Source organism: Bradyrhizobium sp. C-145 (genome assembly GCF_023375135.1).
Lineage (GTDB): Bacteria > Pseudomonadota > Alphaproteobacteria > Rhizobiales > Xanthobacteraceae > Bradyrhizobium > Bradyrhizobium zhanjiangense.
The window spans coordinates 192,143-216,443 of record NZ_CP088150.1; the positions used below are offsets into that span (position 1 = coordinate 192,143).

The window sequence follows — 24,301 nt, forward strand, 5'->3', positions numbered from 1 at the left end:
ATGGCCCAGGACCATCTCGCCGCATCATCTCCGCTCCCCGAACACACGCGCCTCGCCGCGTTCGCCGGCGAATGGAATGGCGAAGAGATGGTCTTTCCGTCGCGTTGGACGGAGGGCGGGCCGGCCACCTCGCACGTCGTCGCGCGCATGGACCTCAACGGGTTCTATCTGATCCAGGACTCGGTCCAGATGCGCGACGGCAAGCAGATCTTCGCCACCCACGGCATCTTCACCTACGACCGCGACGATCGGACCTACAAATTGTTCTGGTACGACTCGCTCGGCTACACGCCGCCCTCGCCCGCCTCCGGCGGCTGGGTCGGAAAGACCCTGACGCTGGTGCGCGGCTCGCTCCGCGGCAATGCGCGCCACGTCTACGAGATCATCGACGACAATTCCTATTCGTTGAAGATCCAGTTCTCGCCGGACGCGGAAGGCTGGGCCGACGTGCTCACCGGCGTCTACCGCCGCATCCACTGACCTCTCACTCGTTAGTTCGCGAAAGCAGATCTCATGTCCATCCTGATCGACAAGAACACCAAGGTCATCTGCCAGGGCTTTACCGGCAAGAACGGCACCTTCCACTCGGAGGCCGCGCTTGCCTATGGCACCAAGATGGTCGGCGGCACCTCGCCCGGCAAAGGCGGCGCGACCCATCTGGGCCTGCCGGTGTTCGACACCGTGCGCGAGGCGCGTGAGAAGACCGGCGCCGATGCGTCGGTGATCTACGTGCCCCCGCCGGGTGCGGCGGACGCGATCTGCGAAGCCATCGATGCCGAGATCCCGCTGATCGTCTGCATCACCGAGGGCATTCCGGTCGTCGACATGGTGCGTGTGAAGCGCTCGCTGATCGGCTCCAAGTCGCGCCTGATCGGGCCGAACTGCCCGGGCGTCATGACCGCCGGCGAGTGCAAGATCGGCATCATGCCGGCCAACATCTTCAAGACCGGCTCGGTCGGCATCGTCTCCCGCTCCGGCACGCTGACCTATGAGGCCGTGTTCCAGACCTCCCAGGAAGGCCTCGGCCAGACCACTGCGGTCGGCATCGGCGGCGACCCGGTCAAGGGCACTGAGTTCATCGACGTGCTGGAGATGCTGCTCGCCGACCCCAAGACCGAATCGATCATCATGATCGGCGAGATCGGCGGTTCCGCCGAGGAAGACGCCGCCCAGTTCCTCAAGGACGAGGCCAAGCGCGGCCGTAAGAAGCCGATGGTCGGCTTCATCGCCGGTGTCACGGCCCCTCCCGGCCGCCGTATGGGCCATGCCGGCGCGATCATCTCGGGTGGCAAGGGCGACGCCGGATCCAAGACGGAAGCGATGAAATCGGCCGGAATCACCGTCTCTCCGTCGCCCGCGCGCCTCGGACATACGCTTGCCGAAAAGTTGAAAGGCTAATTCACTTCTTCGCGTTTTTCCGGGCGAAGTTTCGCAGCAAATAGGGTAAAGGGTGCCTGTCGCGCCGAGCCTCTGCCGGGAGCTCGGCGCCAGCGCCGTTTAGGCGCGAACCGAAATCGCCAGGAACTCCAGTATGTCTCGCCAGGACGCGAACGCAGCCTTTGCCCTCTCATCCTTTTTGCAGGGCACCAACGCCACCTACATCGACGAAATCTACGCCCGCTACGAGAAGGATCCGTCCTCGGTCGACGCCGAGTGGCGGGAGTTCTTCAAGAGCCTCAACGACCAGCCCGCCGACGTCCGGAAGAACGCGGAAGGGCCGTCCTGGGAGCGCGACAACTGGCCGCTGACGCCGCAGGACGACCTCACGTCGGCCCTCGACGGCAACTGGGCCGAGGTCGAGAAGGCGGTCGGTGCCAAGATCGCCGCCAAGGCGCAGGCCAAGGGTGCCGACATCTCCTCTGCCGACGTGCTTCAGGCCACGCGCGACTCGGTCCGCGCGCTGATGCTGATCCGCTCCTACCGCATGCGCGGCCATTTCCACGCCAAGCTCGATCCGCTCGGCATCGAAGCCCAGCGCAACCGCGAAGAGCTCGACCCGCGCACCTACGGCTTCAGCGAAGCCGATTTCGACCGCAAGATATTCCTCGATCACGTGCTCGGCCTCGAATACGGCACGCTGCGCGAGATCACCGCGATCTGCGAGCGCACCTACTGCCAGACGCTCGGCGTCGAGTTCATGCATATCAGCAATGCCGCGCAGAAGGCCTGGATCCAGGAGCGGATCGAGGGACCGGACAAGGAGATCTCGTTCACCCGCGAAGGCCGCCGCGCCATCCTGACGAAGCTGGTCGAAGCCGAGGGTTTCGAAAAGTTCTGCGACACCAAGTTCACCGGCACCAAGCGCTTCGGCCTCGATGGCGGTGAAGCGCTGATCCCCGCGCTCGAGCAGATCATCAAGCGCGGCGGCAATCTCGGCGTGAAGGAGATCGTGCTGGGCATGCCGCATCGCGGCCGTCTCAACGTGCTGACCCAGGTGTTGGGCAAGGCCCATCGCGCACTGTTCCACGAGTTCAAGGGCGGCTCGGCCAACCCCGACGCGGTCGAAGGCTCGGGCGACGTCAAGTACCACCTCGGCGCGTCCTCGGACCGCGAGTTCGACGGCAACCGCATCCATCTGTCGCTCACCGCCAACCCCTCGCATCTCGAGATCGTCGATCCCGTGGTGCTCGGCAAGGTCCGCGCCAAGCAGGACCAGCACGGCGATCCCCCGGACATGCGCATCTCGGTGATGCCGCTTTTGATGCACGGCGACGCCGCGTTCGCCGGCCAGGGCGTGGTCGCGGAGTGCTTCGGCCTGTCGGACCTGAAGGGCTACCGCACCGGCGGCTCCGTGCACTTCATCGTCAACAACCAGATCGGCTTCACCACCTACCCGCGTTACTCGCGCTCCTCGCCTTATCCGTCGGATGTGGCGAAGATGATCGACGCGCCGATCTTCCACGTGAACGGCGACGATCCGGAAGCCGTGGTGTTCGCGGCCAAGGTCGCGACCGAATTCCGGCAGAAGTTCCACAAGCCGGTCGTGATCGACATGTGGTGCTATCGGCGCTACGGCCACAATGAGGGCGATGAGCCGGGGTTCACCCAACCCGTGATGTACAAGCGGATCGCGGCCCATCCCTCGACCCTCACTCTCTACTCCAAGCGCCTGATTGCCGAAGGCGTGGTCACCGAGGGCGAGGTCGACAAGCTGAAGGCCGACTGGCGCGCGCGGCTCGACGCCGAGTTCGAGGCCGGCACCTCCTATAAGCCGAACAAGGCCGACTGGCTCGACGGCAAGTGGTCCGGCTTCAAGATCGCCGACCAGGAAGAGGATGCGCGGCGCGGCGTCACCGGCGTCGACATCGCCACGCTGAAAGACATCGGCCGCAAGATCACCAAGGTGCCGGACGGCTTCCGCGTTCACCGCACCATCCAGCGTTTCCTTGACAACCGCTCGAAGGCGATCGACAGCGGCAACGGCATCGACTGGGCGACCGGCGAGGCGCTGGCGTTCTGCACGCTGCTTCATGAAAACCATCACGTCCGTCTGTCGGGACAGGATTCGGAGCGCGGCACCTTTTCGCAGCGTCACTCGGTCCTGATCGACCAGGAGGACGAAAGCCGCTACACGCCGTTCAACCATCTTGGCCACGAGCAGGGCCATTACGAGGTCATCAACTCGCTGCTGTCGGAAGAGGCCGTGCTCGGCTTCGAATACGGCTATTCGCTCGCCGAGCCGAACACGCTGACGCTGTGGGAAGCCCAGTTCGGCGACTTCGCCAACGGCGCGCAGGTCGTGTTCGACCAGTTCATCTCCTCGGGCGAGCGCAAATGGCTGCGCATGTCCGGTCTCGTCTGCCTGCTGCCGCACGGCTATGAGGGCCAGGGACCGGAGCACTCCTCGGCGCGTCTCGAGCGCTACTTGCAGATGTGCGCCGAGGACAACATGCAGGTGGTCTACCCGACCACGCCGGCGAACTACTTCCATGTGCTGCGGCGCCAGCTCCACCGCGAGATCCGCAAGCCGCTGATCATGATGACGCCGAAGTCGCTGCTGCGTCACAAGCGGGCGGTGTCGCGTCTCGAAGAGCTCGCGAAGGGCACGACTTTCCACCGCATCCTCTATGATGACGCCCAGATGCAGCCGAACGAGGCGAGCAAGCTCGTCCCGGACGAGAAGATCCGCCGTATCGTGCTCTGCTCCGGCAAGGTCTATTACGACCTCTACGAGGAGCGCGAGAAGCGCGGCATCGACGACATCTATCTGATGCGCGTCGAGCAGCTCTATCCGGTGCCGCTGAAGGCGCTGGTGGTCGAGCTGTCCCGCTTCAAGAAGGCGGAAGTGGTGTGGTGCCAGGAAGAGCCCCGCAACATGGGTGCCTGGCACTTCATCGAGCCCTATCTGGAATGGGTGCTGAACCAGGTGCACGGTGCGAGCCGGCGTCCGCGTTATGTCGGACGCGCCGCTTCCGCCGCGACCGCCACGGGTCTGATGTCCAAGCATCAGGCGCAGCTGAAGGCGTTCCTGGACGAAGCACTGAGCTAGACAATTTTAAACTGAGTCATGCCCCGCCTTGTGCGCAGTTGCGCAACTAGGGCGGGGCATCCAGTACTCTGCGGCGTTCGTTCTGATCACCAACGTCTCGGCGTACTGGATCGTTCGCCCCCGTGCGCAATTGCGCACAAGGCGGGCGATGACACCTGAGAATTCATGACCGCATTGGCGATCCCCTTAAGGAAAAAACCATGACTGAAATTCGAGTGCCGACGCTCGGCGAATCCGTCACCGAGGCCACCATCGGCCGTTGGTTCAAGAAGGCCGGCGATCCCGTCGCCGTCGACGAGCCCTTGGTGGAGCTCGAGACCGACAAGGTCACCATCGAAGTCCCGGCGCCCTCCGCTGGCACGCTGAGCGAGATCATCGCTGCTGACGGTGCGACCGTTGCGGTCGGTGCGCTGCTCGGCCAGATCACCGAAGGCGCAGGTGCTGCAAAGCCTGCCGCTGCTCCCGCCAAGGCTGCAGCTGCTCCGGCTCCCGCTGCAGCCACTGCTGCACCGGCCGCGGCCGCGAAGGCGCCGCCGGCCGATGCGCCGCTGGCTCCGTCGGTGCGCAAGCTGTCGGCCGAGACCGGCATCGACGCCTCGACCGTTCCGGGTTCCGGCAAGGACGGCCGCGTCACCAAGGGCGACATGCTCGCCGCGATCGAGCGTGCGGCCTCCGCGCCGACCCCGGTCAACCAGCCCGCCGCCGCCGTTCAGGTCCGCGCGCCGTCGCCGGCCGATGACGCCGCCCGCGAGGAGCGCGTCAAGATGACCCGCCTGCGCCAGACCATCGCGCGCCGGCTCAAGGACGTGCAGAACACCGCGGCCATGCTCACGACCTTCAACGAGGTCGATATGACCAACGTCATGGCGCTGCGTGCCCACTACAAGGACGCGTTCGAGAAGAAGCATGGCGCCAAGCTCGGCTTCATGGGCTTCTTCACCAAGGCTGTCGTGCAGGCGCTGAAGGACATCCCGGCCGTCAACGCCGAGATCGACGGCAGCGACCTGATCTACAAGAACTATTACCACGTCGGCGTTGCCGTCGGCACCGACAAGGGCCTCGTCGTCCCCGTGGTGCGCGACTGCGACCACAAGTCGATCTCCGACATCGAGAAGAGCATCGCTGATTTCGGTCGCGGCGCCCGCGACGGCCAGCTCAAGATCGACGAGATGCAGGGCGGCACCTTCACCATCACCAATGGCGGCATCTACGGCTCGCTGATGTCGACCCCGATCCTGAACGCGCCGCAGTCCGGCATTTTGGGCATGCACAAGATCCAGGAGCGGCCGATGGTCGTCGGCGGCAAGATCGAGGTCCGCCCGATGATGTACCTGGCGCTGTCCTACGATCACCGTGTGATCGACGGCAAGGAAGCCGTCACCTTCCTGGTCCGCGTCAAGGAGAGCCTGGAAGATCCGGCACGCCTGGTGCTCGATCTCTGATCCCTGATGCTTTGCGAGCGCCGTCGCAACCAAACGCGACGGCGCATGTCGAACCATGGAGGCGCGCATGACGGATAAAGTCGTTGTCATCACCGGCGGCAGCCGCGGCATCGGACGGGCGACCGCGCTTGCGGCGGCCGCGCGCGGCTTCCGCGTCGTGGTCGGCTACGCCAGCAACAAGCAGGCTGCGGACGAAGTCGTGGCCGCGATCGAAGCCAAGAACGGCAAGGCCATTGCGGTGAAATGCGATGTCGCCGAGGAAAGCGACATCCTCGAGCTGTTCAAGCAAGCCGACAAGTTCGGCACGCTTGGCGCGCTCGTCAACAATGGCGGTATCGTCGGCAAGAGCGGCGTGCGCGTCGACGAGATGTCGGCCGAGCGCATCCAGCGCGTGATGGCGGTGAACGTCACCGGTTCCATCCTCTGCGCGCGCGAGGCTGTGAAGCGGATGTCGACCAAGCACGGCGGCAAAGGCGGCGTCATCGTCAACCTGTCGTCGGTGGCGGCCAAGCTCGGCTCACCGAATACCTATGTCGATTATGCGGCGTCCAAGGGCGCGATCGATTCCTTCACCGTCGGGCTCGGCTATGAGGTCGCGAGCGAAGGCATTCGCGTCGCGGCGATCCGCCCCGGCCTGATCGACACCGACATCCACGCCGCCGGCGGCGAGCCCGACCGCGCCCATCGTCTGGCCCATCTGGTGCCGATGAAGCGCGTCGGCACCGCCGACGAAATCGCCAACGCCATCGTCTGGCTGATCTCGGACGAGGCCTCCTACGTCACCTCAGCCATTCTCGATGTGTCCGGCGGACGCTGACACATCCTCACGCTAAACCTACGGGACTTTCTCTCATGGCTACCTACGATCTCGTCGTCATCGGCACCGGACCGGGCGGATATGTCTGCGCGGTGCGCGCAGCCCAGCTCGGCATGAAAGTCGCCGTGGTCGAAAAGAACGCCACGCTCGGCGGCACCTGCCTCAATGTCGGCTGCATGCCGTCGAAGGCGCTGCTGCACGCCTCCGAAATGTTCGAGGAAGCCGGCCATTCCTTCGCGAAAATGGGCGTGAGCGTTTCCGCGCCGAAGCTCGATTTGCCCGCGATGATGAACTTCAAGCAGCAGGGCATCGACGGCAACGTCAAGGGCGTCGAGTTCCTGATGAAGAAGAACAAGATCGACGTGCTCAAGGGCACCGGCAAGATCTTGGGCACCGGCAAGGTCGAAGTCTCCGCCGACGGCAAGGCGCAGGTGATCGAGACCAAGAACATCGTGATCGCGACCGGCTCGGATATCGCACGTCTCAAGGGCATCGAGATCGACGAGAAGCGCATCGTCTCCTCGACCGGCGCGCTGTCGCTGGACAAGGTGCCCGGCCGATTGCTGGTCATTGGCGCGGGCGTGATCGGGCTCGAACTTGGCTCTGTGTGGCGCCGGCTCGGTTCCGAGGTCATGGTGGTCGAATTCCTCGATCGCATTCTGCCCGGCATGGACGGCGAGGTCGCACGGCAATTCCAGCGGATGCTCGAAAAGCAGGGATTTGCATTCAAGTTGGGTTCGAAGGTCACGGGCGTCGAAGCCAACAGCAAGGCATTGCTCGCGAAAATCGAACCGGCTACCGGCGGTGCTGCGGAGACTATTGAAGCCGACGTCGTGCTCGTCTGCATCGGCCGCACGCCCTACACCGATGGCCTCGGCCTGAAGGAAGCCGGCGTCGCGCTCGACGCACGCGGCCGCGTCCAGATCGATCCGCATTTCGCCACCAGTCTGAAGGGCGTCTACGCCATCGGCGATGTCGTCGCAGGACCCATGCTCGCGCACAAGGCCGAGGATGAGGGCGTCGCGGTCGCCGAGATCATCGCAGGGCAAGCCGGCCACGTGAACTACGATGTCATCCCGGGCGTCGTGTATACCACGCCGGAAGTGTCCTCTGTCGGCAAGACCGAGGAGGAACTCAAGCAGGCCGGCGTCGCCTATACCGTCGGGAAGTTTCCCTTTACCGCCAACGGCCGCTCCAAGGTCAACCAGACCACCGACGGTTTTGTGAAGATTCTCGCAGATGCGAAGACCGATCGCGTGCTCGGCGTGCACATTGTCGGCCGCGAAGCCGGCGAAATGATCCATGAGGCCTGCGTTCTCATGGAATTTGGCGGCAGTGCGGAGGATCTCGCCCGCACCTGCCACGCGCACCCGACCCGCTCGGAAGCGGTCAAGGAAGCCGCGCTTGCAGTCGGCAAGCGGGCCATCCATATGTAGTCACGGCCCGAGCCGAATCGGGCGGGACAACACATGCTGCGCCGCCTTCTTCAACCGGTCTGGGTCCTGCTTGCGATCGTCTTCCTGATCGAAGCCTGGCTGTGGGACCATCTCGAGCCGATCGTTGCAAAAGTCGTCGCAGCCATCCCGCTTGCGCGCTTCAAGCAATGGCTGACGGAGCGCGTTGATGCGCTGTCGCCGGCCATGACGCTGATCGTGTTCGCGGTCCCCATCATCCCGCTGTTTCCGCTCAAGCTGGTCGGCCTGTGGCTGCTCGCGCACGAATACTGGACCAGCGCGGTATTCACGATCGTGTTCGCGAAGATGCTCGGCGTCGGCGTCACCGCCTTCGTGTTCGACGTCACGCGCGATAAGCTCCTGGAGATGCACTGGTTCGAGCGGATCTATGAGCTCGTCCTGAAAGTGCGCGCCAAGGCCGCCGAGCTGGTCGATCCGATCAAGCGCCGCATTCGCGAGCTGATCACCGGCAACGGCGAGGGGTGGTCGTCACGGACGCTGCGCCTGATCCAGCGTTTTCGCAAAAGCGTGCACGAAGCGCGGTAGTTGTTTGCCGCCTACGCGGTGTCATCGCCCGGCTTGACCGGGCGATCCAGTACTCCGAAACAGCTGCGGCTAGAACCGAGAAGCCGCGGCGTACTGGATGCCCCGCCTTCGCGGGGCATGACACCGTTCGTGTGACTTTAAGCGTGCGCGCGCCAACTAATGCAAATGCAAGAGATGCGGCCACCACAGGCCGAGCGCAGTCATGATCAGGCCCGCGAGCGTCAGCACGCCGCTGACATAAGCGAGCGCGAACATGCCGGTGATGATGGTGGCTGACGCCAGCACGATGCCGATCTGGAACGCGGCCGAGGCCAGCTCGAAGTGATGGTACTTCGCGGTCGCCTCGTCGCGTTCGTGCTCGGCATGCTTGGCCTTCTCGGCGAGCTGCTCGGTGCCTTCGCCGGTCTCGGGCTCGGAGCGGTAGCGCTGCGCGGTCTTGGTCCAGTCGTCGACCTGTTTCTGCACCGTCGCCTTCATGGCGTCGTCGGTCGTGCCACCCAGCGTCAGCTTGCCCTGCTCGGCCGCGGTCGCCACCACGGTGCGGCGGATGCTCTTGGCCTGAAAGAACGCCCAGAGATTGGCGGCCTCGACGTTCTTGCTGATCGATTCGGTCTGGGCGCCCTTGCCGAGCGTCTCCGAGATCGCCAGGAACAGCGCCAGAACCGCGATCAGGAGCGCGATCTTCTTGTTCGAGCCGGACGCGTGTTCGGCGTGCTCGGCATGCTCCATGCTTTCATGTGCGCTCATATGTCCTCCTGCTCGGTTCCGCAACGATTGACCGAACCGCGTGCGCCGCGCAAGAGGCACGCGCGTTATGACATCAATGTGTCACCGCCGCGGATGTGCGCTCGCATAGACTTCGAGCAGCCGCTCGGAGTCGATGCCGGTATAGACCTGCGTGGTCGAGAGCGAGGAATGGCCGAGCAGTTCCTGGATGGCGCGTAAGTCGCCGCCGCGCGAGAGCAGATGCGTGGCGAAGGAATGGCGGAGCGCGTGTGGGGTGGCGCTGTCGGGCAGGCCGAGCGCGCCGCGCAGCCGCTCCATCGCAAGCTGGATGATGCGCGGGCTCAAGGGCCCGCCGCGCGCGCCGACGAAGATCGGCCCCTCCGCCGGCAGCGGATAGGGGCACATCGCAACGTACTCTTGCACGAGCTCGAGCACGTTTTGCAGCACCGGCACCATGCGGGTCTTGTTGCCTTTGCCTGTGACGACGAGCACGTCGCCTTCGCCCGGACGCGGCACCTCGCGGCGCTTCAGGCCGAGCGCCTCGGAGATGCGCAGGCCCGAGCCGTACAAGAGCGCCATCACCGCAGCATCGCGTGCCAAAATCCACGTCTCGCGTTCCTCGCCGGCGCGTTCATCGGCATCGGCAAGCCGTTTGGCCGACGCCATCGGCAGCGGCTTTGGCAGGCTTTTTGCGACTTTCGGCGCGCGGATCGCGGACAACGCGCCGACCTTGCCCTTGCCTTCGCGCTCGAGGAAGCGGCCGAACGAGCGCAGGCCCGCCAGCGCGCGCATCAGCGAGCGGCCGGCAATGTCGTCGGCGCGGCGCATCGCCATGAAGGCGCGCACATCAGTGGCTTCCAGCGCGGCGAACCGTGCGAGCGTGACGCGCTCGCCCCAATGGGCGCAGAGAAAATCCAGGCATTGCCGCAAGTCGCGGCCATAGGCCTCCAGCGTCTTCGGCGACAGCCGCCGCTCGGCGCCGAGCTGCGACAGCCAACGCGCCATCTCCTGCGCGATCGAGGGATCGGCGCTGGCAAGCTCGATGGGTGGGGCAGCCGCTTTGCTCATGCGCTCTGGACGTCGTGATTCCGCACAGTATATCGCATCACACTCGTTTATCGTTCGCTAAGGCCGGCCCGTCGCGCTAGCCTCGAGACCCCAGGTTCCGATTCCCAATCCATGGATCACACACCGCGCAGTCCCGCCTCCGCCAACGCGACCCGCATGGTCGACGTGCTGGTGCCGGTCGCGCTCGACCAGACCTATTCCTACAAGGTGCCGCGCGGGATGGAGCTGAAGGCGGGTGATCTCGTCGGCGTGCCGCTCGGCCCGCGCGAGGTACTGGCCGTGGTCTGGGCTGAAAACGCCAATCCCGATCCGCGCCTGCACAACCGTCTCAAGGACGTCAGCGAGAAGCTCGACATCCCGCCGCTCAAGCCCGAGCTGCGCTCGGTCGTCGACTGGATCGCCAATTACACGCTGAGCCCACGCGGCATGGTGCTGCGCATGTGCCTGCGGATGGGCGAGAATCTCGGCCCCGAACGGGCGCGCCCCGGCGTGCGCCTGGTCGGTGATCCCCCGAAGCGGCTGACGCCGGCGCGGCAGCGGCTGATCGCGATGCTGTCGGACCGGCTGCTGCACGGCAAGTCCGAGGCCGCCAAGGAGGCCGGCGTCTCGGCCGGCGTGATCGACGGCCTCGTCGACGAAGGCACGCTCACGGTCGAACCGATGCCGCCGCCTCCGCCGCCGCCCGCACCCGATCCGGATTTTGGCCGGCCGGACTTCACACCGCTCCAGCGTACCGCGGTCGACACGATGCGCGCGCTCGCCGCCAACGGCACCTTCCACGTCGCGCTGCTCGACGGCGTCACCGGCTCGGGCAAGACCGAGGTCTATTTCGAGGCGGTCGCGGAAGCCATTCGTCGTGGCAAACAGTCGCTGATCCTGATGCCGGAGATCGCGCTCACCGGCCAGTTCCTCGACCGCTTCGCGCAGCGCTTTGGCGTGCGGCCGATCGAATGGCATTCGGAGCTGACGCCGCGCACCCGCGCGCGCAATTGGGCGGCGATCTCCGCAGGCACCGCGCCGGTCGTGGTCGGCGCGCGCTCGGCGCTGTTTCTGCCTTACGCCAATCTCGGCCTCATCGTGGTCGATGAAGAGCACGACCAGGCCTACAAGCAGGACGACGGCGTGCATTACCACGCCCGCGACATGGCGGTGGTGCGCGCGCATATCGCGAAAATTCCGGTCGTGCTGGCCTCCGCGACGCCGTCGGTCGAGTCCGAGGTCAATGCGCGCAAGAACCGCTACCAGCGCATCGCGCTGCCCTCGCGCTTCGGCGGCCAGCACATGCCGCATATCGAGGCGATCGATCTGCGCCGCGAGCCGCCCGCGCGCGGCCGCTTCATCTCGCCGCGGCTTGCGGGCGAGATCAAGACCGCGATCGAGCGGCGCGAGCAGGCGCTGTTGTTCCTCAATCGCCGCGGCTATGCGCCGCTGACGCTGTGTCGCGCCTGCGGCCATCGCTTCGCCTGCACCATCTGCGATGCGTGGCTGGTCGATCATCGCTTTCGTCAGCGCCTGGTCTGCCATCACTGCGGCTTCTCGATGCCGCGTCCGCACATTTGTCCGAACTGCTCGGCGGAAGAATCGCTGGTCGCGGTCGGGCCCGGCGTCGAGCGCTTGCAGGAGGAGGCGGCCGCGCTGTTCCCGGGCGCGCGCACCATGGTACTGTCGAGCGACCTCATCACCTCGATCGAGACGATGCGCAGCGAACTCGCCGAAATCGCCGAGGGCCGTGTCGACATCATCATTGGCACGCAGCTGGTGGCAAAAGGCCACAACTTCCCGCGGCTCAATCTGGTCGGCGTGGTCGATGCAGATCTCGGCCTTAGCAATGGCGATCCGCGCGCAGCGGAACGCACTTGGCAATTGCTCAACCAGGTGATCGGCCGCGCCGGGCGCGAGCAGGGCCGCGGCGTCGGCTATCTCCAGACCCACCAGCCCGATCATCCCGTGATGAAAGCGTTGATCGCCTGCGACCGCGAGGCCTTTTACGACAGCGAGATCGACCTGCGCGAACGCACGCTCTATCCGCCGTTCGGCCGGCTCGCGAGCCTGATCATCTCCGCGGGCGACCGCCCGAGCGCGGAAGGTTTCGGCCGCCGTCTGGTGGCGCTGGCGCCGCGCGACGAGCGCGTGGTGGTGCTGGGGCCGGCGGAAGCGCCGCTCGCCGTCATCAAGGGCCGCTACCGCTTTCGCATGCTGGTGAAATCGGCCCGCGGCTTCGATCTGTCGGACTATTTGCGCAACTGGCTCGCCGTCTGCCCGAAGCCGAAGGGCAATCTGAAGCTCGAGGTCGACGTCGATCCGCAGAGCTTTTTGTAGGGGCGCGCTCGCTCTTTCCACGTCATTGCGAGCCACCGGGGCCGCGCGTTGCGCGGACCCGGTGGCTCGCAATGACGGCCAACAAAAAAAGCCCGCGGTCCCCCAAGACCACGGGCTTGTTTCATGCGCGCATCAAACTGATGAAAACTGCGCGTGCGAGGCGCTTGGAGCGCGCCTTAGGAGACGACTTCCGCGGTGACGCGGCCGACGCCGGCGCCGGTGAGGCCGATGGCGCGGGCAGCGCCGGTGGAGAGGTCGAGCACGCGGCCGCGAATGAACGGGCCGCGGTCATTGATGGTGACGATGACGCTCTGGCCGCCATGGGTGACGCGCAGCTTGGTGCCGAACGGCAGCGAGCGGTGCGCGGCGGTCAAGGCGTTCTGGTTGAAGCGCTGGCCCGAGGCGGTCCGGCTGCCGGACTCGTTGCCGTAATAGGAGGCCATGCCGGAGAAGCTGCGGCCCGTGCCCGACGACGGCGTCATCGCGGCGTTGGCGTTGCGCCAATCGGAGCTCGCGTTGGTATCGTTCTGGACGTGGTGGCGGTGATGGTGATGCCGGTGATGCCTGGATTTGGCGGAAGCTTCGGTGGCAGTTCCACCGATGACGAGAGTTGCGGCAACGAAAGCAATCGCCGTGCGCGGCCGGGTCACAAAGCCCAGCGTCTTCAAAGACAGCATATAGTGGTCCCTAAGCTAGTATTGCCACATATGTGGCTAGTGGAGCCCCCATCAGTTTGTGAGCGGGATCGCGTTTCCTTTCGCAATGCGGCGTGAATTGGGCAGTAAATCTGTTCTGTTTCGTCATGAAACATCTTGTTACCTGCCCACGATATTCAGGCGATGTTCCGTAATATTTTGCTTTAACAATTCATTAACCAGTCCAATACTTGCGAATACTGTAGAGTGAAGTCATCGCCGCCGGTGTTTAGAATTGGGTAAGTATTCCTCGAGTGGAACCGACGTGATGGGATTCACGTCTCTGCGATCCGTGTTCATGGCGGCTATGCGCTGAGAGCAGGAACCAATGCGCCCCGGCCCGCTGCAAGGCTCGCGGCAATTCCGTGGCGCGGCAGGTCCTCAACGTCATTCGCGGCGTGCGACGAACTGGCAACAGAACCCCATGCCTTTAATTTGGCGTCATGTTGCACCTGCGCGCCTGCTATGTTAGCAAAGCCGCGATTTTAACGGACCCGGCACCTCCCGTGTCGGCCGAAAATCGAAGTCCCGCTTGAATTCCAAGGGCTTGGATCGCTAGGCGCCGCTTCGTGGCGACGGTTTTTCCCTTGCGAGTTTGACAGCAAAAAGAGCGCGTCTGTGGCTGCAGAAGATACGTCCGTTTCAGGTGTGTCCGGCCGTTATGCAACGGCCTTGTTCGAACTGGCCCGCGACCAGAAAGTGGTCGACGAGGTCAAAGCCGATCTCGACAAATTCGATGCCCTACTCAACGAAAGCGCCGATCTGAAGCGCCTCGTCCGCAGCCCGGTGTTCGCCGCAGACGCCCAGTCCAAGGCCCTGTCGGCCGTGCTGGCCAAGGCCGGCATCGCCGGTATCTCCGCCAATTTCCTGAAAGTGCTGACAGCCAACCGCCGCCTGTTCGCGGTGTCGGACGTCATCCGCGCCTACAGCGCCCTCGTCGCCAAGTTCAAGGGCGAGACGACGGCCGACGTCACCGTCGCGGAAGCGCTCTCGGACAAGAATCTCGACGCCCTCAAGGTTGCCCTGAAGTCGGTGACCGGTAAGGACGTCGCGCTGAACGTGAAAGTCGATCCCTCGATCATCGGTGGCCTCGTCGTCAAGCTGGGCAGCCGCATGGTGGATGGTTCGCTTCGCACCAAACTCAATTCGATCAAGCACGCGATGAAAGAGGCAGGCTGATGGACATCCGCGCCGCGGAAATTTCCGCGATCCTCAAGGACCAGATCAAGAATTTCGGCCAGGAAGCTGAAGTCTCCGAAGTCGGACAGGTGCTGTCCGTCGGCGACGGTATCGCCCGCGTCTATGGTCTGGACAACGTCCAGGCCGGTGAAATGGTCGAGTTCGAGAACGGCACCCGCGGCATGGCGCTGAACCTCGAAACCGACAACGTCGGTGTCGTTATTTTCGGTGCCGACCGCGAGATCAAGGAAGGCCAGACCGTCAAGCGCACCCGCGCCATCGTGGACGCGCCGGTCGGCAAGGGTCTGCTCGGCCGCGTCGTCGACGCGCTCGGCAATCCCATCGACGGCAAGGGTCCGATCCAGGCCGACAAGCGCATGCGCGTCGACGTCAAGGCGCCCGGCATCATTCCGCGCAAGTCGGTGAACGAGCCGATGGCGACCGGCCTCAAGGCGATCGATGCCCTGATCCCGATCGGCCGCGGCCAGCGCGAGCTGATCATCGGCGACCGTCAGACCGGCAAGACCGCGATCGCGCTCGACACCATCCTGAACCAGAAGCCGCTCAACGCGCAGCCGGATGAGAACATCAAGCTGTATTGCGTCTACGTCGCGGTCGGCCAGAAGCGTTCGACCGTCGCGCAGTTCGTCAAGGTGCTGGAAGAGCAGGGCGCGCTCGAATACTCGATCGTCGTCGCCGCCACCGCCTCGGATCCGGCGCCGATGCAGTACATCGCGCCGTTCACCGGCTGCACCATGGGCGAGTACTTCCGCGACAACGGCATGCACGCGGTCATCATCTATGACGATCTGTCCAAGCAGGCCGTCGCCTACCGCCAGATGTCGCTGCTGCTGCGCCGCCCGCCGGGCCGCGAAGCCTATCCGGGCGATGTGTTCTATCTGCACTCCCGCCTGCTCGAGCGCGCGGCGAAGCTGAACAAGGACCAGGGCTCGGGCTCGCTGACCGCGCTGCCGGTCATCGAAACCCAGGCCAACGACGTGTCGGCCTACATCCCGACCAACGTCATCTCGATCACCGACGGCCAGATCTTCCTGGAAACCGACCTGTTCTTCCAGGGCATCCGTCCCGCGGTCAACGTCGGTCTGTCGGTGTCGCGCGTCGGCTCCTCGGCGCAGACCAAGGCCACCAAGAAGGTCGCCGGCAAGATCAAGGGCGAGCTGGCGCAGTACCGCGAAATGGCGGCGTTCGCGCAGTTCGGCTCCGACTTGGACGCCTCGACCCAGCGCCTGCTCAACCGCGGTTCGCGTCTCACTGAGCTGCTCAAGCAGCCTCAGTTCGCGCCGCTGAAGATGGAAGAGCAGGTTTGCGTGATCTGGGCCGGCACCAACGGCTACCTCGATCCGCTCCCGCTCAACAAGATCAAGGGGTTCGAGGACGGTCTGTTGTCGCTGCTGCGCGGCAAGAACGTCGAGATCCTCAACTCGATCCGCGACACCCGCGACCTCAGCGACGACACTGCTGGCAAGCTGAAGTCGGTGGTCGAGGGCTTCGCGAAGACCTTCGCTTAAGAGTGCCCACTAGGGCCGGGCTAAAGCGCGAAGCGCGTCTTCGCATCTGATGTCCCGGCCATCCACGCGTCACCGCGTGGAGCGAGAAGACGTGGATGCCCGGGGCAAGCCCGGACATGACGACTGGGATAGGCTAGCGGCTTGATCGTAAGGGGTCGAACCGCCGGGGTGAACGAAGAATGGCGTCACTTAAAGACATGCGGGTGCGCATCGCCTCCACCAAGGCGACGCAAAAGATCACCAAGGCCATGCAGATGGTCGCGGCCTCCAAGCTGCGCCGCGCACAGACCGCCGCGGAAGCGGCGCGTCCCTACGCCGACAAGATGAGCGCGGTGATCGGTAACATCGCCAGCGCCGCCGCCGGTTCGCCCGGCGCGCCGAAGCTGCTTGCCGGCACCGGCAGGGACCAGGTTCACCTGCTGCTGGTCTGCACCGGCGAACGGGGCCTGTCGGGCGCCTTCAACTCCTCGATCGTGCGTCTCGCCCGCGAGCACGCGCAGTCGCTGATCGCACAGGGCAAGGAAGTCAAACTCTTCTGCGTCGGCCGCAAGGGCTATGAGCAGCTCCGCCGCCTGTTCGAAAAGCAGATCGTCGAGCATCTCGACCTGCGCAGCGTTCGCCAGCTCGGCTTCGTCAATGCCGAGGACATCGCCAAGAAGGTGCTGGCCCGTTTCGATGCCGGTGAGTTCGACGTCTGCACGCTGTTCTATTCGCGTTTCAAGTCGGTGATCGCGCAGGTCCCGACCGCCCAGCAGATCATCCCGCTGGTGGTCGAGGAGGGCGCTGCCGCCAATACGACGGCTTACGAATACGAGCCGGAGGAGGACGAGATCCTCGCCCGCCTGCTGCCGCGCAATCTCGCGGTGCAGATCTTCCGTGCCCTGCTCGAGAACAACGCTTCGTTCTACGGTGCGCAGATGTCGGCGATGGACAACGCCACCCGCAACGCTGGCGAAATGATCCGCAAGCAGACGCTGGTCTACAACCGCACGCGTCAGGCCCAGATCACCAAGGAACTCATCGAAATCATCTCCGGCGCAGAAGCAGTCTGACCGGACACGAAATTCGGATCGAAGGAGACAGTAAATGGCTACAGCAGCCACCCAGATCGGTCGCGTCACCCAGGTCATGGGCGCCGTCGTCGACGTGCAGTTCGAAGGCCACCTGCCGGCCATTCTCAACTCGCTGGAGACCAAGAACGGCAACAACCGCCTGGTGCTCGAAGTCGCCCAGCACCTCGGCGAATCGACCGTCCGCACGATCGCGATGGACGCCACCGAAGGTCTGGTGCGCGGCCAGGAAGTGACCGACACCGGTCAGCCGATTTCGGTGCCCGTGGGTGACGGTACGCTGGGCCGCATCATGAACGTCATCGGCGAGCCGATCGACGAGGCCGGCCCGATCAAGTCGGAGGGCACTCGCGCCATCCACCAGGAAGCGCCGACCTATACCGACCAGTCGACCGAAGCTGAAATTCTCGTTACCGGCATCAAGGTCGTCGACCTGCTCGCGCCCTACGCCAAGGGCGGCAAGATCGGCCTGTTCGGCGGCGCCGGCGTCGGCAAGACCGTGCTGATTCAGGAACTGATCAACAACGTCGCCAAGGCGCACGGTGGTTACTCGGTGTTCGCCGGCGTCGGCGAGCGTACCCGCGAGGGCAACGACCTCTATCACGAGTTCATCGAGTCCAAGGTCAACGCCGATCCGCACAATCCGGATCCGAGCGTCAAGTCGAAGTGCGCGCTGGTGTTCGGCCAGATGAACGAGCCGCCGGGCGCCCGCGCCCGCGTCGGTCTCACCGGTCTGACCGTCGCCGAACACTTCCGCGACCAGGGCCAGGACGTGCTGTTCTTCGTCGACAACATCTTCCGCTTCACCCAGGCCGGTTCGGAAGTGTCGGCGCTGCTCGGTCGTATTCCTTCGGCGGTGGGTTATCAGCCGACGCTCGCCACCGACATGGGCGCGCTGCAGGAGCGGATCACCACCACCCAGAAGGGCTCGATCACCTCGGTGCAGGCCATCTACGTGCCGGCCGACGACTTGACCGACCCGGCGCCCGCGACCTCGTTCGCGCACTTGGACGCCACGACCGTGCTGTCGCGCGCGATCTCGGAAAAGGGCATCTACCCCGCGGTGGACCCGCTTGACTCGACCTCGCGCATGCTCTCGCCGCTCGTCGTCGGCGAAGAGCACTACCAGACCGCCCGCATGGTCCAGCAGGTGCTCCAGCGCTACAAGTCGCTGCAGGACATCATCGCCATTCTCGGCATGGACGAGCTGTCGGAAGAGGACAAACTGACGGTGGCGCGCGCCCGCAAGATCGAGCGCTTCCTGTCGCAGCCGTTCCACGTCGCCGAAGTCTTCACGGGATCGCCGGGCAAGTTCGTCGAGCTCGCGGACACCATCAAGGGCTTCCGCGGCCTCTGCGAAGGCAAGTATGACCACCTGCCGGAAGCTGCCTTCTACATGGTCGGCACCATCGAAGAAGCCGTCGAGAAGGGCAAGAAGCTGGCCGCTGAAGCAGCTTAAGAAGCGAATGGCGAATGGGGAGTAGCGAATAGTCCGCTGCTCCCAGTTCGCCACCCGCTATTCGCTACTCACCATTCGCAGGTTCTTCATGGCCACCTTCCACTTCGATCTCGTCTCTCCCGAAAAGCTCGCCTTCTCCGGCGAGGTCGATCAGGTCGATATTCCCGGCGCCGAGGGTGATTTCGGCGTGCTCGCCGGACACGCGCCGGTGGTGGCTGCGGTTCGTCCCGGCATCCTCACCATCACCACCGGCGGCACGCATCAGAAGATGATCGTGCTCGGCGGCCTCGCCGAAGTTTCGGAGAACCGTCTCACGGTGCTCGCTGACGTTGCCACCTCGATCCAGGAGATCGATCGCGCGCAGTTCGCCGAGACGATTGCCGAAATGGAAGCAAAGCTTGCCGAGAAGGAAGGCTCTGAGCTTGATCACGCCATCGAGCGGCTCGACCATTACAAGAGCATCCAGAACGTGATCGGCACCACGGCTATGCACTAAGCCCCGGGGCACCGCTCCGGGGCTCAAGCTCAAATTTCCTGAACAAGTTCAGCGCTCGTCACACCCGTGGCGGGCGCTGAAACTTTGTTGCACCGCGTCGCCGATAACGGCATTCTGCAGTCGCGAATTTGTTCCGGGGCTGGGCAGATGAAACGCAAGATCGCAGCGATTTTCGCAGCCGATATTGCCGGTTACTCGAGACTGGTCGCGGAAGACGAGGAGGAGACGCTGCGGCGTCTCGCCTCCTATCGCGAGGTCGTCGACGATTTCATCGCCAAGTCGGGCGGGCGCATCTTCAACACGGCGGGCGATGCCGTGCTCGCGGAATTTCCCAGCGCGGTCGACGCGGTCCGCTGCGCCATCGACATCCAGGAATCGTTGCGGACCCGCAACATGGCCTATCCGCCGAGCCGGCAGATGTCGTTCCGCATCGGCATCACCATCGGCGACGTGGTCGAGCGCGACGGCGATCTCTTGGGTGACGGCGTCAACATCGCGGCGCGGCTGGAAGGCCTCGCCGAGGTCGGCGGCATCTGCATCTCCCGCGCCGTGCACGAGCAGGTCGCCAACAAGCTGTCGGTCCAGTTCGCCGATATCGGTGCCCAGGAGGTCAAGAACATCCCGACGCCGGTGCACGCCTACATGGTGGCGATGCGGCGCGAGGACGGATCCTATGCGAAACCGCAGCTGAAGAAGCCGGCCTCCAAGCTGGCCGCCGCGCCCGTATGGATGTGGCCGCTGGTGGTCGCCGTCGTCTCGATCGTCGCCATCGGCGTCAGCGGCTTTCTCTACAACACCAAGCTCAAGCAGACGGCGAGCGTCGCAGCGCCGCCGGCCGCGACGCCCAGTGCAGCTCCGACTGCAAATGCGGCGGCGACGAGCCCGATGCCGACTCAAATGGCGAAGACACTGATGACGCCGCCGAATACCGGCGCCGCGATGGCGCCGATGCCGGCACCGTCACCATCGGCTTCGCCGATATCAGGCAAATTTTCTGCCGAGAGCGTGCCCTTCATCAACGAGCGCGTCCGCAATTATCTTGCGGGCGATTATTCCGCTGCCGCCGACTACAAGGCCTTCGCGCTCAATGTCGGCGGCTTCACCGGCTCGGCGTTGAACCAGCCGAACGAAGAGGCCGCGCGCAACATGGCGGTCGAGCAGTGCCAGAAGCGCGCCGACGCCGCGCAATCGCCGCGGCGCTGCGAGCTCTACGCGGTCGGCAACACCGTTGTGTACACCCACGGCAGGCCGCCGATGCCGCCGCAACCCTTCGTGCGGCACGATGCCATGACCGAGCGGCCGTTCGTGTCGAAGGACTTTCCGATGGTGCGCGATCCCCAGAAAGTCCGGCTCGAGAACATGTTCGTACCGGCAGCGAAATCCCGCTCGGTCGCGCTCGGGCCGGGTGGCCAATATTTCATGGTGCTGGGCGCCGCATCGGCCGACGACGCGGCACGACGTTCCCTGGAATCGTGTGGCGCCATCGCCGGCGTTGCCTGCCTCGTCGTCGCGGTCGACGACAATTTCGTGGTGCCGATCCCGACCTTGTTCAGGATCACCGGCTTCTTCAACGCCGCCTCCAATGCCTCGATCATGGCGGATGCGCGCGGCGAGGTCATGCACAAGCTCACGGACGCCATGGGCTGGTATGCAGTCGCGGTCGGCACCGCCGGCCGCCCGGGTCTCGGCCTCAAGGCCGCCGACGAGCAGACCGCCGTCAATTCCGCGCTCGCCGACTGCGCCAAGCGCGACAGCGATTGCCACGTCATCGCGATCGGCCCGTTCACAGTGGGACCGATCAATTAGAGCCTCTTGTGCTTAGGCCCGATTGCTACCCGCGAGCGAGATGCGCCCCCTCCCCCGCTTGCGGGGGAGGGCTGGGGAGAGGGTGCATCCGCAAAGAGACAATCCCTAAGAGGAGAAAGCCCTCTGAGCGGCCCGAGACATAGGTGACAGAACGTACCGGACACATGGGTTACACTTTCCGCTTTTGTTCTGCGGGAGGTGTGGATGCCGTGGAAAGTGAGTTCGGTAATGGAAGAGCGCCTGCGCTTTGTCGCCCGGCTTCTGGATGGGGAAGCCATGACCGAGGTCTGCCGCGAGTTCGGCATCTCCCGCAAGACCGGCTATAAGATTTTCGACCGCTACAAGGAGCAAGGGCTTGGGGCGTTGAGCGACCGCTCCAGGCGGCCCATACGCTACGCCAATCAGCTCCCGCAACAGGTCGAGACCCTGATTGTCCAGCTCAAGGCCGAGAAGCCGCACTGGGGCGCCCGCAAGATCCGAGAACTGCTGGTACGCCGGCTCGATGGCGACATCAGGGTTCCCGCCAAAAGCACCATTCATGCGGTGCTCGACCGCCACGGTCTGGTCAAGCGCAGCAGCGGGCCGCGCCACCATGCGCACGGCACGCCGCTGTCGCCGGGCACGCTCCCCAATGATCTGTGGTGCGCCGACTTCAAGGGCGAGTTCAAGCTCGGCAATGGCCGATACTGCTATCCACTGACCGTTACCGACCATGCCTCGCGCTTTCTGCTGCTCTGCGAAGCGCTGGACTCAACGCGCGAAGACGCTGCCCTCACAGCCTTTGAGCAGCTGTTCCGCGAGCGCGGCCTGCCGTTTGCCATCCGCTCCGACAATGGCGTCCCCTTTGCCAGTCCCAATGCTTTGTTCAATCTCTCGAAGCTGTCAGTGTGGTGGCTCCGGCTCGGCATTGCGATCGAGCGCATTAAGCCAGGCCATCCGCAGCAGAACGGCCGTCATGAGCGCATGCATCTCACGCTCAAAAGGGAAGCCACCAGACCGCCGGGGTTCAACAGCCTCCAGCAGCAGGATCGCTTTGATAGCTTCCGGCACGAGTTCAATGAGGAACGCCCTCACGAAGCTCTCGATATGAAGCGTCCCGCAGACCTCTACACAGCTTCAGCACGCCGCTACGATGGCCTGCCCGAACTGACCTATCCCTTCCACGATCGCGACGTCGTCATCACATCCTGTGGGCGCCTTTGCCTGCACCGCAAGAAAATCAATATCTCCGTCGTGCTGGCCGGCCAAAAGCTCGGCATCAAGGAGGTCGACGACGGCATTTGGCTCGTCAGCTTCATGCACTACGATCTGGGCTACTTCGACCTGGAGCAAAAGACCTTGCAGCCCCTCGACAACCCATTCGGCCCAAAGCCCGTCACCGATGTCTCCGGTACGACATCCTCGCTTTGACCGAGAGGCAGTCTTGCTCATTCTTGGCACGGCAGCCCTTGGCTCGGCCGCGCTGAGCGGTCAACCCCCGCAGCCCGCAGGGGCGCGCCTTTGGCGCGCGGGGTTGACGGCGAACGCGCGTGCCGAGCAACAATGCGGCTGTGCCATGAATGCTTGGAGTGAGTGACCCTGCAACCCCTCGACAACCCGTTCGGCACGAGGTTGTCACCCATGTCTTAGGTACGACCTGTTACCTAGTCGTCCGTTAAGAAGCCGATTGCAGCGATGAACGGTCGCTGATGGCTGCGATGAAGGTGGCCAGGAAGAGGCACCAAAGAATCCTCAGCCAGGCGAGGATGCGGCGGAAGTTGTGACCGACGGCAGAGAGGATGACGTTGGCCGCATCGCCGGCGCGGCCTTTGAGGTAGCAGCGGCCGAGGTGACCATCGGCCTTCAGGTGTCCGATGATGGGTTCGATGGCAGAGCGGCGGCGCAGCTCTCGCTTGATGACACCGAAGACGCCGCGCTTCTGGCCGGAAATGAAGACACGGCGCGGGTTCTGCGCGTCATGGCCGCGGTATCCCTTGTCGACATAGGCCCGCTCGATCGCACAGCCGGTGAGTGTCTCGGTGCGGTCGATGACGTCCCGCAAGGTGTGACCGTCGTACGGGTTATCGGGTAGCGCCCTGGCGTGCAGCACGAACAGGCCGCCGGGAGCCCGGCGGTTGTTGGTGACGATGGAGGCTTTGACACCGAACTCGTAAGGCGCGGCTGCTTTGCCCTTGCCGATGCACTCCACCTCCGGAGCATGGAAGGAATACAGCTTCCAGCCGCGCTGGCGCTGCTGCTGCGAGCGGATCTGGGAGGCCCGGCCAAGCGGGAGGGCGAAGGCGTTCTCCAGCACGGCCTGACCTTCGATCTTGCGACGGATGTCGCGGATGATCCGGCCCAGCCTTGAGCGCAGGAGACGCAACTGCCGCTGATGGCGCCTGAACTGTTTGGCATGGGCGTAGCGGGAAGCCATCATGGCCGCGGTCTTGGCAATGCGAAGATAGGACTGCCGCAGCCTGATCCCGTGCTTCCTCGCCAGACGGTTGAGCCCCTTGATCGTCGCGTGCAGCAGCTTGGCATCGGTCGGGAAGCTGATGGCCTTTGGCTGCACCGTGGTATCGACTGTGACCCGCTTGAGGTCTTGGCCGCGTAACGCGCCGGCCTCGTGCGCCACCCGCAGGCTCTCGGCCAGCAGCAGTTCCAGCCTGTCGCCGAGCCGCTTGCGCCAGTGGCTCAGGTCCGAGCGCTCGTGCGGGAAGGCATGCTGGAAGAACTCTTCGCCGGTGAAGTACTGGAAATACGGGTCGTGGACCCAGCGCTCGCACATCCCCTCATCGGACAGGCCGTAAATGTGCTTGAGCAGCAGCAGCCCGATCATGAAGCGGGTCGCGATGCCCGGCCGGCCGTTCTCGCTATAGAGCGGCGCGATCTCGCCGTCGATCCAGTCCCAATCGACCTTGCCGGCGAGCTGAACCAGCTCGTGCTTCATGTTGATGATCTGGTCCAGCCTGGCCCGGAACAGATCGCCCGATCCCGTCGTCCTGTGCTTCTTCGGCCGCATCGCCACCTCCGATGCCACCACGGAATCATGACCGGCGATTCGACGGAATCCTGAAAACAAAATTGCAGGGTTCCGACGCCCGAAGCATCAAAACCCTGCAATCCAAAAACAGTCCACAACCACGAATCCGATTCTGGCTCAGTCGCTTAGCCGCTCTTCACGGACGACTACCTATGTGTCCGGGCTGGACACTCACCCGGATCGC

19 protein-coding genes are annotated in these 24,301 nt (G+C 64.4%); 15 read left to right on the forward strand and 4 right to left on the reverse strand.

Translation table 11 applies throughout. The features are described from left to right. From LRP30_RS00925 to LRP30_RS00955, 7 genes are all read left to right on the forward strand, one after another. Positions 1–480, forward strand: a complete 480-nt coding sequence (locus LRP30_RS00925; protein ID WP_091893092.1) for a DUF1579 family protein — start codon at positions 1–3, stop codon at positions 478–480. Between the two features lie 33 nt (positions 481–513). Then, positions 514–1,398, forward strand: coding sequence for a succinate--CoA ligase subunit alpha (gene sucD / locus LRP30_RS00930; RefSeq protein ID WP_091893094.1), 885 nt, complete (start codon positions 514–516; stop codon positions 1,396–1,398). A gap of 133 nt (positions 1,399–1,531) precedes the next feature. Then, positions 1,532–4,489: a 2-oxoglutarate dehydrogenase E1 component gene (locus tag LRP30_RS00935; RefSeq protein ID WP_249759052.1), complete on the forward strand. Its 2,958-nt coding sequence runs from the start codon at positions 1,532–1,534 to the stop codon at positions 4,487–4,489. A gap of 200 nt (positions 4,490–4,689) precedes the next feature. Further along, entirely contained in the window at positions 4,690–5,931 is a 1,242-nt protein-coding gene (gene odhB, locus LRP30_RS00940) for a 2-oxoglutarate dehydrogenase complex dihydrolipoyllysine-residue succinyltransferase (protein ID WP_249759053.1), read from the forward strand. 67 nt (positions 5,932–5,998) lie between these two features. Further along, positions 5,999–6,748 carry an SDR family oxidoreductase gene (locus LRP30_RS00945; protein ID WP_164939881.1) on the forward strand — a complete coding sequence of 250 codons (750 nt, stop codon included), beginning with the start codon at positions 5,999–6,001 and terminating at the stop codon, positions 6,746–6,748. A 35-nt stretch (positions 6,749–6,783) separates the two neighbouring features. Beyond that, positions 6,784–8,184, forward strand: a complete 1,401-nt coding sequence (gene lpdA, locus LRP30_RS00950) for a dihydrolipoyl dehydrogenase (protein WP_249759054.1) — start codon at positions 6,784–6,786, stop codon at positions 8,182–8,184. A 33-nt stretch (positions 8,185–8,217) separates the two neighbouring features. Beyond that, entirely contained in the window at positions 8,218–8,748 is a 531-nt protein-coding gene (locus tag LRP30_RS00955; RefSeq protein ID WP_091893104.1) for a hypothetical protein, read from the forward strand. A 156-nt stretch (positions 8,749–8,904) separates the two neighbouring features. On the opposite strand, the gene LRP30_RS00960 is transcribed toward LRP30_RS00955, so the two are convergent. Together LRP30_RS00960 and LRP30_RS00965 are read right to left on the reverse strand one after the other, a co-directional pair. Continuing rightward, positions 8,905–9,495, reverse strand: coding sequence for a DUF4337 domain-containing protein (locus LRP30_RS00960; protein ID WP_128942448.1), 591 nt, complete (start codon positions 9,493–9,495; stop codon positions 8,905–8,907). 81 nt (positions 9,496–9,576) lie between these two features. Next, entirely contained in the window at positions 9,577–10,542 is a 966-nt protein-coding gene (locus LRP30_RS00965) for a tyrosine recombinase XerC (protein ID WP_249759055.1), read from the reverse strand. 111 nt (positions 10,543–10,653) lie between these two features. On the opposite strand from LRP30_RS00965, the gene LRP30_RS00970 reads away from it, so the two are divergent. Beyond that, the gene (locus tag LRP30_RS00970) at positions 10,654–12,861 is read left to right on the forward strand and encodes a primosomal protein N' (protein WP_249759056.1); all 2,208 of its coding nucleotides are present in this window, start codon (positions 10,654–10,656) and stop codon (positions 12,859–12,861) included. 176 nt (positions 12,862–13,037) lie between these two features. On the opposite strand, the gene LRP30_RS00975 is transcribed toward LRP30_RS00970, so the two are convergent. Further along, positions 13,038–13,538, reverse strand: a complete 501-nt coding sequence (locus LRP30_RS00975) for a septal ring lytic transglycosylase RlpA family protein (RefSeq protein ID WP_249759057.1) — start codon at positions 13,536–13,538, stop codon at positions 13,038–13,040. A 636-nt stretch (positions 13,539–14,174) separates the two neighbouring features. Between LRP30_RS00975 and LRP30_RS00980 the strand changes: the two genes are divergently transcribed. From LRP30_RS00980 to LRP30_RS01010, 7 genes are all read left to right on the forward strand, one after another. Beyond that, positions 14,175–14,735 (forward strand): F0F1 ATP synthase subunit delta, encoded by a 561-nt coding sequence (locus LRP30_RS00980; RefSeq protein ID WP_128930663.1) that lies wholly within the window; start codon positions 14,175–14,177, stop codon positions 14,733–14,735. Continuing rightward, positions 14,735–16,264, forward strand: a complete 1,530-nt coding sequence (gene atpA, locus LRP30_RS00985) for a F0F1 ATP synthase subunit alpha (RefSeq protein ID WP_128942452.1) — start codon at positions 14,735–14,737, stop codon at positions 16,262–16,264. Before LRP30_RS00980 ends, atpA begins: the two co-directional genes overlap by 1 nt. A 179-nt stretch (positions 16,265–16,443) precedes the next feature. After that, positions 16,444–17,316, forward strand: coding sequence for a F0F1 ATP synthase subunit gamma (locus LRP30_RS00990; RefSeq protein WP_128930665.1), 873 nt, complete (start codon positions 16,444–16,446; stop codon positions 17,314–17,316). A 34-nt stretch (positions 17,317–17,350) separates the two neighbouring features. Then, positions 17,351–18,793 carry a F0F1 ATP synthase subunit beta gene (gene atpD, locus LRP30_RS00995; RefSeq protein ID WP_128930666.1) on the forward strand — a complete coding sequence of 481 codons (1,443 nt, stop codon included), beginning with the start codon at positions 17,351–17,353 and terminating at the stop codon, positions 18,791–18,793. A gap of 88 nt (positions 18,794–18,881) precedes the next feature. Further along, entirely contained in the window at positions 18,882–19,289 is a 408-nt protein-coding gene (locus LRP30_RS01000; RefSeq protein ID WP_128930667.1) for a F0F1 ATP synthase subunit epsilon, read from the forward strand. A gap of 147 nt (positions 19,290–19,436) precedes the next feature. Then, positions 19,437–21,095 carry an adenylate/guanylate cyclase domain-containing protein gene (locus tag LRP30_RS01005; protein WP_249759058.1) on the forward strand — a complete coding sequence of 553 codons (1,659 nt, stop codon included), beginning with the start codon at positions 19,437–19,439 and terminating at the stop codon, positions 21,093–21,095. Between the two features lie 204 nt (positions 21,096–21,299). Continuing rightward, positions 21,300–22,505 (forward strand): integrase core domain-containing protein, encoded by a 1,206-nt coding sequence (locus LRP30_RS01010; RefSeq protein WP_249756508.1) that lies wholly within the window; start codon positions 21,300–21,302, stop codon positions 22,503–22,505. A 244-nt stretch (positions 22,506–22,749) separates the two neighbouring features. Here the strand turns inward: LRP30_RS01010 and LRP30_RS01015 are convergent, their stop codons facing one another. Continuing rightward, positions 22,750–24,096, reverse strand: a complete 1,347-nt coding sequence (locus LRP30_RS01015; protein ID WP_249757405.1) for an IS5 family transposase — start codon at positions 24,094–24,096, stop codon at positions 22,750–22,752. Between the last annotated feature and the right edge of the window lie 205 nt (positions 24,097–24,301).